Annotated in this window: 9 protein-coding genes; 2 read left to right on the top strand and 7 right to left on the bottom strand. The window is 72.6% G+C overall.

The annotated features are described in order from the left end of the window. Positions 1-41: 41 nt before the first annotated feature. Positions 42-1613: a bifunctional phosphoribosylaminoimidazolecarboxamide formyltransferase/IMP cyclohydrolase gene (purH, locus tag PBV52_RS29860; protein WP_274242562.1), complete on the bottom strand. Its 1572-nt coding sequence runs from the start codon at positions 1611-1613 to the stop codon at positions 42-44. Then, positions 1610-2239: a phosphoribosylglycinamide formyltransferase gene (gene purN / locus PBV52_RS29855; protein ID WP_274242560.1), complete on the bottom strand. Its 630-nt coding sequence runs from the start codon at positions 2237-2239 to the stop codon at positions 1610-1612. Before purN ends, purH begins: the two co-directional genes overlap by 4 nt. A 273-nt stretch (positions 2240-2512) precedes the next feature. On the opposite strand from purN, the gene PBV52_RS29850 reads away from it, so the two are divergent. Beyond that, a complete protein-coding gene (locus PBV52_RS29850; RefSeq protein WP_274242559.1) occupies positions 2513-3295 on the top strand; it encodes a hypothetical protein in 783 nt (260 codons plus the stop codon). Positions 3296-3359: 64 nt separating this feature from the next. On the opposite strand, the gene PBV52_RS29845 is transcribed toward PBV52_RS29850, so the two are convergent. Beyond that, positions 3360-5336 (bottom strand): DUF6350 family protein, encoded by a 1977-nt coding sequence (locus PBV52_RS29845; RefSeq protein WP_274242558.1) that lies wholly within the window; start codon positions 5334-5336, stop codon positions 3360-3362. A gap of 96 nt (positions 5337-5432) precedes the next feature. Here PBV52_RS29845 and PBV52_RS29840 point away from each other — a divergent pair, with 96 nt between their 5' ends. Continuing rightward, positions 5433-6572 (top strand): helix-turn-helix domain-containing protein, encoded by a 1140-nt coding sequence (locus tag PBV52_RS29840; RefSeq protein ID WP_274242557.1) that lies wholly within the window; start codon positions 5433-5435, stop codon positions 6570-6572. 122 nt (positions 6573-6694) lie between these two features. On the opposite strand, the gene sucD is transcribed toward PBV52_RS29840, so the two are convergent. The 4 genes from sucD to PBV52_RS29820 form a co-directional block, all read right to left on the bottom strand. Beyond that, the gene (sucD, locus tag PBV52_RS29835) at positions 6695-7579 is read right to left on the bottom strand and encodes a succinate--CoA ligase subunit alpha (protein WP_274242556.1); all 885 of its coding nucleotides are present in this window, start codon (positions 7577-7579) and stop codon (positions 6695-6697) included. Between the two features lie 27 nt (positions 7580-7606). After that, on the bottom strand, positions 7607-8788 hold the full coding sequence (sucC, locus tag PBV52_RS29830) for an ADP-forming succinate--CoA ligase subunit beta (RefSeq protein ID WP_274242555.1): 1182 nt from the start codon (positions 8786-8788) through the stop codon (positions 7607-7609). 631 nt (positions 8789-9419) lie between these two features. Beyond that, positions 9420-11564: a hypothetical protein gene (locus tag PBV52_RS29825; protein ID WP_274242554.1), complete on the bottom strand. Its 2145-nt coding sequence runs from the start codon at positions 11562-11564 to the stop codon at positions 9420-9422. Positions 11565-11841: 277 nt separating this feature from the next. Beyond that, positions 11842-12933, bottom strand: a complete 1092-nt coding sequence (locus PBV52_RS29820) for a hypothetical protein (protein WP_274242552.1) — start codon at positions 12931-12933, stop codon at positions 11842-11844. Positions 12934-13179: the final 246 nt, after the last annotated feature.

The raw sequence follows: 13179 nt of genomic DNA, 5'->3' as shown, positions 1-13179 counted from the left end.
CCCGCCGTCGGCCGAACGGCGGGCCCTGCCTCACATGCGGATCAGTGGAAGAAGTGCCGCGTCCCGGTGAAGTACATCGTGACGCCCGCCTTCTTCGCGGCCTCCACCACCAGCTCGTCGCGGACCGAACCGCCGGGCTGGACCACGGCCTTGACGCCGGCCTCGGTCAGGATCTCCAGGCCGTCGGGGAAGGGGAAGAAGGCGTCGGAGGCGGCGTACGAACCCTGCGCACGCTCGGCGCCGGCCCGCTCGACAGCCAGCTTCGCGGAGTCGACGCGGTTGACCTGCCCCATGCCGACGCCCACCGAGGCGCCGTCCTTCGCGAGCAGGATCGCGTTGGACTTGACGGCCCGGCAGGCCCTCCAGGCGAAGGCGAGTTCCGAGAGTTCCTCGGCGGTGAGCGCCTCACCCGTCGCGAGGGTCCAGTTGGCCGGGTCGTCGCCGTCGGCTTGGAGGCGGTCGGTGACCTGGAGGAGGGCGCCGCCGTCGATGGGCTTGACCTCGGCGGGGTGGGAAGGCGCGGCCGGGGCCTTCAGGACCCGGATGTTCTTCTTCTTGGCGAGGGCCTCCAGCGCACCGTCCTCGTAGTCGGGCGCGACGATGACCTCGGTGAAGATCTCGGCGACCTGCTCCGCCATCTCCTTCGACACCGGGCGGTTGACCGCGATCACGCCGCCGAACGCCGACAGCGGGTCACACGCGTGTGCCTTGCGGTGCGCCTCCGCGACGTCCGCGCCGATCGCGATGCCGCAGGGGTTGGCGTGCTTGATGATCGCCACGGCCGGCTCGTCGTGGTCGTACGCGGCACGGCGGGCGGCGTCCGTGTCCGTGTAGTTGTTGTACGACATCTCCTTGCCGTGCAGCTGCTCGGCCTCGGCGAGACCGACGCCCGTGCCGTCGACGTAGAGCGCGGCGGGCTGGTGCGGGTTCTCGCCGTAGCGCAGGGTGCTCTTGCGCTCCAGGGTGGCGCCGAGGAAGTCGGGGAACATCGAGTCGTCGACGGGGGCGTAGGCGCTCGCGAACCAGCTCGCGACCGCGATGTCGTACTCGGCCGTGTGCCGGAAGGCCTCGGCGGCCAGCCGCTTGCGGGCGGCGAGGTCGAAGCCGCCGTCCTTGACCGCGGCGAGGACGTCCGCGTACCGCGCCGGGCTGGTGACGACGGCGACCGAGGGGTGGTTCTTTGCGGCCGCGCGCACCATCGACGGACCGCCGATGTCGATCTGCTCCACGCACTCGTCGGGCGAGGCCCCGGACGCGACGGTCTCGCGGAACGGGTAGAGGTTGACGACGACGAGGTCGAACGGCTCGACGCCCAGCTCCTGCAGCTGCCGCTGGTGGTCCTCCAGGCGCAGGTCGGCCAGGATGCCCGCGTGCACGCGCGGGTGCAGCGTCTTGACGCGGCCGTCCAGGCACTCGGGGAAGCCGGTGAGCTCCTCGACCTTGGTGACGGGGACGCCCGCCGCGGCGATCTTCGCGGCCGTGGAACCGGTGGAGACGAGCTCGACACCGGCCTCGTGCAGCCCGAGCGCGAGCTCCTCGAGCCCGGTCTTGTCATAGACGCTGACGAGCGCCCGGCGAAGGGGCCGCTTGTTGCTCTCGGCGGTGGCGGTCACTGGATAACTACCTTTCGTCCCTCAATGCGATGGCCGTTGCGGGCGAGCCGCCCCACGACCTCGACGAGCAGCCTTCGCTCGACTTCTTTGATGCGCTCGTGCAGAGCGCTCTCGTCGTCCTCGTCCCGGACCTCCACCACGCCCTGAGCGATGATCGGTCCGGTGTCGACGCCGTCGTCGACGAAGTGGACGGTGCAGCCGGTGACCTTGGCGCCGTACGCGAGGGCGTCGCGGACGCCGTGGGCGCCGGGGAAACTGGGGAGAAGGGCCGGGTGGGTGTTCACGAACCGCCCGCCGAAGCGCGCGAGGAACTCCTTGCCCACGATCTTCATGAACCCGGCGGAGACGACGAGATCGGGCTCGTAGGAGGAGACGGCCTCGGTGAGAGCCGCGTCCCACTCCTCCCGGCTGTCGTAGTCCTTGACCTTCCGCACGAAGGTCGGCAGCCCGGCGCGCTCGGCCCGCGCGAGCCCCTCGATGTTCTCGCGGTCGGCACCGACGGCCACGATCTCGGCGCCGTACGCCTCGGAACCGACGGCGGCGATCTCGTCGAGGAGCGCCTGCAGATTGGTGCCGGATCCGGAGACCAGCACGACGAGGCGCTTGGCCACGGGCTTGGCGGCCACGGTGGGGGCCCTTTCTCGGGGGTGCGTTCTTCATGCGGTCGACGCTTTGTATATTCGTACGAATGCATCGCGCCCCGGGATACGGGGAAGTCTACGAAGCGGCCGACCGTCAGCAACGATACCGGCACTACGGACAGCCCCCACGGGACGGGGGCGTGGCCGGAAGGTAGCGTCTGGGGGAGCTGGCCCGGGAACGCGGTCGTGGTGCGGTGCGTTCACGAAGTGACAGCTCATGTCGGATCAGTCGTTCACCAAGGGGAAGACGCTCACTTGATGTCGGACCGCAGCCTGCGACTCCTCACTCTCCCTCCGCAGTCCGCGCAGGGAGGGAAGCGTGGCGCCGTCCTGCTGCGAGAGCGGCCCGCCTCGCCTCCCGACGCGCCCTCGGGCAAGAAGTCCGGCGACGAACAGGGCGGTGGCGCCCAGGACGACAACCCCTTCGCGCCGCCGCCGGCGGGCGCGCCGGACCGCCCGTGGCAGCCGCGGCGCCCGTCGGGCGAGGACGGCTCGCAGGGGTCGGGCGAGGGCGGCGGAGACTCGCCCTGGGGCAGCCAGTGGAGCGACCGCCAGCCGGGCCGCTCCCCCGACGGCTTCGGCGAGCGTCCCCGCGGCGGCCCCGAGGGCCCCGGAAACGGCGGCCCGGCCTCGGGCATGCGCTGGGACCCCACCGACCCCGCCCAGCGCCGCGCTCGCTTTGCCCTGCTCTCCGGTATGTGGGCCTTCTTCTTCGCCCTCTTCAGCTGGCCGTACGTCGCCCTGCTGCTCGGCGCGCTGGCCCTCTACTGGGGCATCACCAGCCTCCGCACCAAGCCCCGCACCCCCGACCCGGACACCCCGGCGCCCCGGTCCAACGGCCGGCCCCAGACGACGGCGGCGGTGAGCGGCCTGGTCACGGCGTCCCTCGCCATCGCGGTGGTCGCGGCCGGGTTCACGGCGCAGATGGTCTACAGCGACTACTACACCTGCACGAACGATGCGCTGACCAACGAGGCGAAGCAGGCGTGCAACGAGCTTCTGCCGGAGGAGTTGCGCGGGGTTCTGGGGACGACGGACTGACGGGTTCGGGTTCGGGTCCGGGTTCGGGTCCGGCTCCGGAGTGCCCTCAGGGGGCGGCCTCGGACTATGACTCCGGTGACTGCTTCTGCGACTGCTCTGCCGGCGGTTGCGGCGACGGCTCGACGGGCGGGTGGTCGTACGGCTCGAAGGTCGTGTCGTGGTCGTACTCCACGTGCGGGATGTCCTGGTCGGAGCCCTCGTACGGAGCATCCTCGTCGTACTCCGCGGACCGGGCGTCCTGGTCCTTGCCCTGATGCGGAACGGGCTGGTCCGGCGTCGGGGCCGTGATCGGAGCCTGCTGGCCGTAAGCCTTGTGCCCCGTCTTCGAGTCCGCCTTCGCGCCCCTCTTCGAGTCCATCGGCGCACCCTCGCGCTCCCCCGGCTCCGCCCCCCGCGACAACCACCCGCCGACCAACGGCAGCCGCTCCCGCAACCGGCGTCCACCCGCAGCCGAGCCGTCCGCCCCGCAGTCCCCGGAGCCGCTCTCCTGCGAGCCACGCTCCCCCGACGCCTCCGCCCGAGGCTTGCCGATCCGCGCCCCCTGCGTCTCACTCACCCGCTCCGCCCGGCGCACCGCCCCCGCCCGGCACCGCCACGCCCGCGCGAGCACCGCCACGGGAACCGCCACCACCGCGACCCACGCCAGCGTGGCCGCCCCCGCCTGCCACCACACCGGCCCGAAGCTCGCGAGCATCCCGACCCCGAGCGGGCCACCCGACTGCGCGGCCAGCACGGCGACCACGGCCGCGCAGAACACGGCAGCCAGCGCGGCAACCGCGGCAGTCCGCCCACCCGACCAGACCTCAGCAGCCGCCTGCCCGGCCGGAGACGGCACCACGGCAGACCCTCGCCCGCCCTGGGTCCGGGCCGCCCCCTCAGCGGTCCGCCCGCCTCGGGTCCGAACCCCCTCAGCCACCCGTCCACCCTGCGTCCGAACCCCCGCAGAGCCCTCCGCGTCGCCGCCCCGGCCCCCCGCTCCCCCACCCCACACCGCCGCCCTCGCCACAAACCACCCGACCACCACCCCCGCCACGACAGGCACCGCCCCGACCCCCCACTGCCCCGGCCCCGCAACCCCCGCGCCCGGCACCGCCTCCAGCAACGGAAGCGGCGGCAGCAACGGCGCGGGAGCCGAGGACCCCGGCGCCACCACATGCCCCGCCCCCAGCACGAAGCCCGGCCCCAGCGCGTACGTCGCCGCCCACACCGCCGCGTTCGGCACGAGTGCCAGGCACAGCAGCAGTACCGCGAACCGCCCCGACCACCCCTCCGTCAGTTGCAGAAAGGACGCCCGCGTCGCGTCGCCGTGCCACACCAGCGCCCCGCCCACCAGCACCGCCCCGCCCCCGACAAGGGCCACCGCACCAGCCACGGCCGCACGTGCCGCCGCACCGAGACGGGTGCGCGCCCGCACCCCGGGCACCAGCCGCCGTACCCATCTCGGCAGCCCGACCAGCACACGTTCCACCACCTCGGGGGGCCGCCCACACGCCGTCCACACCCCCGCCCCCGCCGCTCCCGTCACGACCGCCGACACCCACAGCCCGGTCCACCACCACGCGGGCCGCAGCTCACCCCCCGCCGCGTACACCGCGGCCGCCGCCCCGACCCCGAGGTACCCGAGCACGACGCCCGCCCACGCCGTGCGCCCCGCCACCAGCGGCACCCCCTCGCCCCCGTCCGCCGCCGCGTCCCGCGCCGCCCGGTGCACCAGCAGCACCGGCAGTACGAGCAGCAGCAACGGGGTGACCCCCATGGGCGCGGGGACGCCGGAGAGGGTGTCGGTGCGGACCAGTTCGGCGCCGTGCGCCAGCAGCCACAGCACCGCGGCGATCCGCAGCGCGCCCCCCGGCCCGCTGTCCGGATACGGCGAACTGACCCACAGCACCATCACCAGCACGGCGAACACACCCAGCCCCAGCCCCGCCGCCACCGCGCCTGCCAGAAGGCTGGCGCCGAGCCCGGGCGTTCGGCCGCGCAGCCGCGTGAGCAGGGACGACGGGGGCGTTCTGCGAGCGGTCATGTCAATCACGCCCGCCATGCTCCCAACGACACGCGCTTTTCCGTCGTAACAGGCGAACCTCCGAAGTGTCGCTCAATATATGTTTATGTACTTTTTCGCACGAAGGGGCGTACTGTGACGCGGAGTCCCGCAAACCCGCTCCCCCCGCCCGAGGAGCGCCGACGCCTGCGTGAGGCCGGTTCATTGACGCAGGCTCAGGTCGCGGATCAGGTGGGCGTCAACCGCGAGACGGTACGCGCGTGGGAGATCGGCCGTACGTCTCCACGCGGCGGAAGGCGAGACACGTACGCACAACTGCTCCGGTCCCTCGCGGAGCAGACGGAGGTTCAGGAGGCCTCGGCGGAACTTGAGGTGATGGCACGTCAGCCCGAGGCCGCGGGCGGCGCCGACAGGGCCGTACCCGCAGCCGTGCGCGCCGAAGATCCGGCACCCGCCCCCGAACCCCGTCCCCGACGGCCCCTCTCCCCCGCCCAGGCCTTCGATGCGCTCTACGCCTTCTGCGCCCCCGCCCTCGTACGGCAGACGTACCTGCTCACCGGGCGCCGCGAACTCGCCCGCGAATCGGTCGAGTGGGCCTTCCAACTCGCCTGGCAGCGCTGGCCGGAGGTGGCCCGTGACCGGGACCCGGCAGGCTGGGTGCGGGCGACGGCGTACGACTGCGCGCTCTCCCCCTGGCACCGGTTCCGCCCCCGATACCGGCACCCCGAACCCCCGCCGCCGGACGCGTCCGACCGTGCCCTGCTGGACGTACTCCTCGAACTCACGGCGCCACAGCGCCGCACGCTTCTCCTCTACGACGGTGTGGGCCTCGACCTGCCCGAAACGGCGGCGGAGACGGAGGCGAGCACTCCGGCGGCCGCGAACCGCCTGCTTCACGCCCGCGCCGCGGTCGCCGCCCGCCTCCCCGGCCTGTCCGACCCCACCGAGTTCAACCGCCGACTGGCCGAACTGGCCTCCGTGGAGCGCTTGCGCGCGGCCAAGCCGGCGACGGTGCGCGAGAGCAGCGAACGCCGGGCCCGGTTCTGGACGCGAGCGGCGATCGCGTTCACCGTGGCGCTGATCGGCACGACGGCCTTGACGCTGCGAACGGCCCCGACCCGCTACGAACCCCCGGTGCCACCGGGGCAGACGGTGCTCGGCGTACCGCCGAAGGTGGCGCCGGGCCCGCTGTCGAAGGCGGAGCAGGAGCTGAAGGAGAAGCTGCGCTCAGAGATGCAGCACGGCCCGCAGCGGCTGGCGCCACAGGTGCAGTGACGCCTGCGCTTGCCCACTCGGCCTGCGAAAACGCCGGCAGGCCCGCCCCCACCGAGGGAACGGGCCCACCAACGTTCAGCTGAGTGCCGTGACTACGGCCGCAACCACGGCCGTGACCGCGTTCAGCCGCCGAGGATCTCGCGCGCCAGCTTCGCCGTCTCGGTCGGCGTCTTGCCGACCTTGACGCCGGCGGCCTCGAGGGCCTCCTTCTTCGCCTGGGCGGTGCCGGACGAACCGGAGACGATGGCGCCGGCGTGGCCCATGGTCTTGCCCTCGGGCGCGGTGAAGCCCGCGACGTAGCCGACGACCGGCTTGGTCACGTTCTTCGCGATGAAGTCCGCGGCCCGCTCCTCGGCGTCGCCACCGATCTCGCCGATCATGACGATCAGGTCGGTCTCGGGGTCGGCCTCGAACGCGGCGAGCGCGTCGATGTGCGTGGTGCCGATGATCGGGTCACCACCGATGCCGACGGCGGTCGAGAAGCCGATGTCACGCAGCTCGTACATCATCTGGTACGTCAGCGTGCCGGACTTCGAGACCAGGCCGATGCGGCCCGGCTTGGTGATGTCGCCCGGGATGATGCCGACGTTCGACTGACCCGGGGTGATGATGCCGGGGCAGTTCGGGCCGATGATCCGGGTCTTGTTGCCCTTCTTGCCGGCGTACGCCCAGAACGACGCCGAGTCGTGCACGGCGATGCCCTCGGTGATCACGACGGCCAGCGGGATCTCGGCGTCGATGGCCTCGACGACCGCGTCCTTGGTGAACTTCTCCGGCACGAAGATGACGGAGACGTTGGCGCCGGTCTTCTCGATGGCCTCCTTGACGGTACCGAAGACCGGTACCTCGGTGCCGTCGAAGTCCACGGAGGTGCCCGCCTTGCGCGGGTTCACGCCGCCCACGACCTCGGTGCCGTCACCGAGCATGAGCTTGGTGTGCTTCATACCCGTGGAGCCGGTCATGCCCTGGACGATGACCTTGCTGTCCTTGTTGAGCCAGATAGCCATGGTGTGTTGTGTCCTCGTCCTGAGTGCTTACTTGGCGGCGTGGGCCAGTTCGGCGGCCTTGTCGGCCGCGCCGTCCATGGTGTCGACGCGCTGGACCAGCGGGTGGTTGGCGTCGGTGAGGATCTGCCGGCCGAGCTCGGCGTTGTTGCCGTCGAGGCGGACGACGAGCGGCTTGGTGACGTTCTCGCCACGGTCCTCGAGGAGCTTCAGGGCCTGGACGATGCCGTTGGCGACCTCGTCACAGGCGGTGATGCCACCGAAGACGTTGACGAAGACGGACTTGACGTCCGGGTCGCCGAGGATGATCTCCAGACCGTTGGCCATGACCTGGGCGGAGGCGCCACCGCCGATGTCCAGGAAGTTGGCCGGCTTGACGTTGCCGTGGTTCTCACCGGCGTACGCGACGACGTCCAGGGTGCTCATGACGAGCCCCGCGCCGTTGCCGATGATGCCGACCTCGCCCTCGAGCTTGACGTAGTTGAGGCCCTTCGCCTTGGCGGCGGCCTCGAGCGGGTTGGCCGCGTCCTTGTCGTGGAGCTCCTCGTACTCGGGGTGGCGGAACTCGGCGTTCTCGTCGAGCGACACCTTGCCGTCGAGGGCGATGACGTCACCGGAGGCGACCTTCGCGAGCGGGTTGACCTCGACGAGGAGGGCGTCCGACTTGATGAAGGTGTCCCACAGCTTGATCAGGACGTTGGCGACCTTGTCGGCGACCTCCGCCGGGAACTTCGCCGCGGCCACGATCTCCTGGGCCTTGGCCTCGTCCACGCCGTCGATGGCGTCGATCGCGATCTTGGCGACGGCCTCCGGACGGGTGGCCGCCACCTCCTCGATCTCCATGCCGCCCTCGACGGAGGCGATGGAGAGGAAGGTGCGGTTGGCACGGTCGAGGAGGAAGGAGACGTAGTACTCCTCCAGGATCTCCGGAGCCGTCTCGGCGATCATCACCTTGTGGACCGTGTGGCCCTTGATGTCCATGCCGAGGATGTCGGTCGCCCGGGCGACGGCCTCGTCCGCGGTCGCGGCGAGCTTGACGCCACCGGCCTTGCCACGGCCGCCGACCTTCACCTGTGCCTTGACGACGGACTTGCCACCGAGGCGCTCAGTGGCTGCGCGGGCCGCCTCAGGCGTGTCGATGACTTCACCGGCCAGCACCGGTACATCGTGCTTGGCGAAGAGGTCCCTCGCCTGGTACTCGAACAGGTCCACGCGCTTCCGTCCCTATCAGTGATCTCGCGGTTCGTTGTCTGCGTGGGCGTGCCGCGAGGGCAACGTGACGTCCGACCGTGTCTGTCACAAGGGAGGCGCACACGGTGTCCGAGCGCGCGGCATGTCCGTCTCGCAGGTTATCGCTGCTTGCAGGAGGCCCCTAAATCGAGGGTCACACCTGAGCGGTGATACCTGTCACATGATGCCGCCATCAGCAAAGATCTCTGGCACAGCGTGCCGCCTGTGAGGTTTCGGTAGCGCGCCGGTAGCGCAACGGGAAGGACCTCACCGGGCTGGGGTTGACCCGGTGAGGTCCCTTGAGCAGCCCGAAGGGGCACGAATGGGCCGCCCCTGTGGGCTCTGGGTCGGTGCTCCCCACCCCAATGGGGATCACGCGGCCCTTCCGCGGGGTTCCGGTCGGATCGGCCGACGGTGTTCGGCCGTCCGGGTCCGGTTGCCCCGCGGAGTCGGTCGGTCGCCTCGGCGGGCGCGGGTCGCGGTCGCGGATGCGGATGCGGATGCGGATGCCGTGCGGGTGGTGCGTGCGTCCGCGGTCGCGCTCGCCGTGGCGGCGGGTGCGTCGTACGTGGCTCCGCCGGGGGGCCGCCGTACGACGTCGGGGGTGGTGCGGTCAGATGCGGTACGCGCCCCCGAGGTGGATGTCCTGCGCGTAACCCGGCGTGATCGAGTGGGCTACCTGCTGGGCGCCGGTGCCGGCGTTGCCCGCCAGCGGGCCTGCCGAGTGCTGGACGGTCCCGGTCAGGTCCTCGGCGAAGGGCGCGACCTGGTGCGCGACGCCGTGGGCGAAGGGGTCGACCTGGCCGACGACACCGCCCGCGAAGGGCTGCAGGTCCTCCGTGACGCCGTACGCCAGGTTGGTGGCGCTGCCGCCGACGCCCCGCACGACCGGCTGGACGGTGTCGACGACCGTGTCCACGACGGGCTGCACGGCGCCGGTGACGCCGTACGCGAACGGCTGCACCTCCTCGGTGACACCCCCGGCGAAGGGGACGGCCTGCCCGGCCACCCCGTGCGCGAAGGGGTCGACCTCGCCGACGACACCGCCCGCGAAGGGCCGGATGTCGCCGACCACGCCGTACGCCAGCGCACCCGCGTCCCCGACGGCCTGCCCGGCGACCGGCACGACACCGTGCACGGCGGTGTGGGCGACCGGCGGCAGAACGGCACCGGTGGCATCGGCGCTGACCTGGCCGACCAGGCCGGTGGCGTACGGGGGCACGTCCGCGGTGACGCCGTGCGCGACCGGCTGTACGTCGGCGACGGTGCCGTAGGCGACGGGCTGGACGTCGGAGACGGTGCCGTAGGCGACCGGCTGCACGTCGGAGACGGTGCCGTGCGCGAGGTGCTGTACGCCGCCCACCGCGCCGTGGGCCACCGGCTGCACGCCGGCCACCGCGTTCCCGGCGACCGGCTGGACGCCGGCGACGGCCTGGCCGGCCACGGGCTGGACGCCGGCGACGACGCCGTACGCCAGCGCGGTCGCGGCATCGACCGTGTGTCCGGCGGTCCGGGCGACCCCGGCCACGGCGCCCTGGGCGACGGGCACGACGCCGTCCACCGCCTGGCCGACGACCGGGCGCACCCCGGCGACCGCGCCGGTGGCCACCGGCTGGACACCGCCGACCGCGCCGACGGCCGCCGGCTGGACGCCGGCCACCGCGTTCCCGGCGACCGGGGTCACCCCGGCCACGGCGTGGGTGGCGGTGGGGACGACACCGGCGACGGCGTGCCCGGCAACCGGGAGCACACCGTGCACGGCCTCGGTGGCGATCGGCGGGACGACCGCGTCGGCGGTCTGCTCGACGACCGGGGTGACCGTGCCGGGGACGGCGCCGACCGTGCCGACGACCCGCTGTTCGACGCCGCCGACCGTGCCGGTGACGTGGCTCGGGACGGCGGAGACGGAGGCCTCGGCGGCCGCCTTGACGGCGGTGGCCCTGCCGGTGGCGGTGGACTTGGCGGCCGTCGCCGTGCCCGCGGTCCTGCTGTCGGCGTGGGCGACGGCGGCCTGCCCGGCGCCCTGCACACCTGCGGCGGTGCGGCCCGCGCCCGCGACGGCGTACTGCGCCTTCGTCCGTACGACGCCCTCGACGCCCTGCGCCTGCGAACGGGCCGCCTCCTGCGTGCCCTGCAGCCTCGTCTGGGCGGCGGCGAGCGCCTGCTCCAACTCGGGGGCGAAGGCGGCGAGGGGGCCGAAGAGGTAGTCGATGGTGCCGGGGAGCTGCGGGGCGTCCTGCGATGCGTTCCCGGCGTCGGCGACGGCATCGGCGGCGTCGGCGGAGACCTTGGCCTCGGCCTGCGCGGTGGCCTTGTCCGCGCGGGCGGCCTTGGCGCCCTGGATGACCTGGGCGGCGCCCTTTGCCTTGGTGGCCTTGGTGGCGGACGGGACGGTGACCTTGGCGTCGACGTAGCGGCGGGCCTGCTCGGCGGCGCTCGCGGGCGCCGTCTCGGCCGTGGCGGCGGTGTCGGTGAGCGTGCCGGTGGCGGTGCTGGTAGCACCGTCGGTGACGCCGGAGACGGTGTCGGTCACGTCGGAGACGACTCCGTTGACCGTGCCGGTCACGGTGCCGGTGACGGCACCGAGCAGGCCGGGGTCGTCAGAGCTGTCGGCCGCGGCGGTCGCGTCGGCAGTCGTGTCCGGTACGGAGAGGGTGGAGGCGGGCAGTTCGTCCGCGCTGGCGGCGGTCGAACCGAGCGCCCAGGCGCCGGTGACACCGGCGGCTATGACGATCGAACGGCGGATGTTCTTGTTCATGCGTGCGTCGGATCCCTAGATATTGGGGCTCCGAAGGCCCACGGAGGAACGGAGATACGAAGAACTCCGGGGCTTCGGACGGTTGGTGACATTGCGGCGCCGGTTCCGGTCGCGGTCCGGGGAGTTGGGGACCAGCGGGACCGGGTACGGCTCCAGCGGCTTCCGTCCGGGGGATGTCGGGGGGACATCCGGGAGCTGGGGGGTGTCCGGACGGGCGGGCAGACCTGTTTCCGCCCCCGCGCGGCAGGTCTACGGCGGGGAGGGTCGGCCTACCGGCCTATGCGGGGGAAACCGGAATGTCCCGGTGCCTGTCCTGGATCTCGTCCGCGTCGACGCGGGCGGCGGCGCCGGGCACCAGCCGCAGCGGAGCCCGCTGGTTCAGTGAGACTGCGTGCGCGTCACCATGCCGCGACGAACCGCCGTCGCCCGCCGAACGGCTGCCCAGCACACCGCCCGGGTGATCGACCGGCCCCTGGCGGACGGGGGCGTAGCCGAAGGCCGCGCCGCCGCGGTGCACGCCGCCGACGACCGGGGCACGCGACGCGGTGACGTCGACGACGAACCGGGGGCCGAAGACGACGGTCCCCTCTTCCTCGCCGGTACGTCCCTCGCCGGCACGTCCCTCGTCCTCACGCCCCTCACCCGACGCGGGCACCGCGGACCCCGGCTGCGGCGTCCCGGTGACGGGCGCGGGCAACGTCTGCCCCGGCACCGGGGGCAGCCCGGGAAGCTCCGTGCCGGGAAGTTCCGTGCCGGGCAGCTCCGGCAGCCCGGGGAATTCCAGCCCCGGCATGCTCGGCCACGCCGGCGACTCGGGCGCCGTCGGCAGCACGGGCAACGTGGGCAGCGACGCCAACGGCGGCACCTCCGCCTGCACGTCGGCCAGCCCCTCGGTCACCGTCCGCACGACGTCGCCGACCGGCTGCACGACATGCGTGCCGACGGTATGGGTGACGTGATGGGTTGCGGGGCTGAGGATTTGGTCGTCGTTGGGGTGGGGAGCGCCGGCTCGGGGGGCTTGGTCCAGGGGGGCCTGGTTCAGGGGGGCCTGATTCAAAGTCGACTCATCGCGAACACCGGGCTTGGCCGGTGGGGTCACGAGCCCCTCGACCGCATTCTCCGTCGCCGACCGCAGATCGGCGGAGGAGGCGGGCAAGGACGAGGACGAGGACACGGATGACGCAGACGACGCGGATGATGCAGACGCAATGCCCACCGACACCCCGTCCGCCGCATACGCCCGCTCTCCGCAGAGGAACCCGAGCGCGAACAGACCGCCCACCAGCAGCACCACCTGCAGCGCACGCCGCCCGGCCGCTGTGCGCACGACGCGCAGAGCGGCACCCGGCAGAGCGGCTGGCCAGGTCAAGGGCGACGGTCCTCCCGTGCGACGGAACGAAGTACGCGTGAGGTACGGCGAAGTACGCGTGAGGTGCAGCGAGTCGATGCCACTCGGTACGGACGAGCGGAGCGCGGCGCACCGCTGAACAGGTGTCCGATACTTGCACGGCCCTCCCGAGGTTGCGCAAGCCCCCCGTGCCCGATGCGCCTCATGTCCCTTTTGCTGGCCCAAGTCGGACGTCACCAGGTCGACAAATCACCAGTCGCTCGGCGC

Source organism: Streptomyces sp. T12, from assembly GCF_028736035.1.
Taxonomy (GTDB): domain Bacteria; phylum Actinomycetota; class Actinomycetes; order Streptomycetales; family Streptomycetaceae; genus Streptomyces.
Note: the sequence above shows the minus strand (reverse complement) of the source record. Positions and strands in the feature narration are given on the sequence as shown.

Coding starts and splice junctions, on each gene's coding strand:
- PBV52_RS29850 (WP_274242559.1), top strand. CDS start 2,513: ATGTCGGACCGCAGCCTGCGACTCCTCACTCTCCCTCCGCAGTCCGCG.
- PBV52_RS29845 (WP_274242558.1), bottom strand. CDS start 5,336: ATGGCGGGCGTGATTGACATGACCGCTCGCAGAACGCCCCCGTCGTCC.
- sucD (WP_274242556.1), bottom strand. CDS start 7,579: ATGGCTATCTGGCTCAACAAGGACAGCAAGGTCATCGTCCAGGGCATG.
- PBV52_RS29825 (WP_274242554.1), bottom strand. CDS start 11,564: ATGAACAAGAACATCCGCCGTTCGATCGTCATAGCCGCCGGTGTCACC.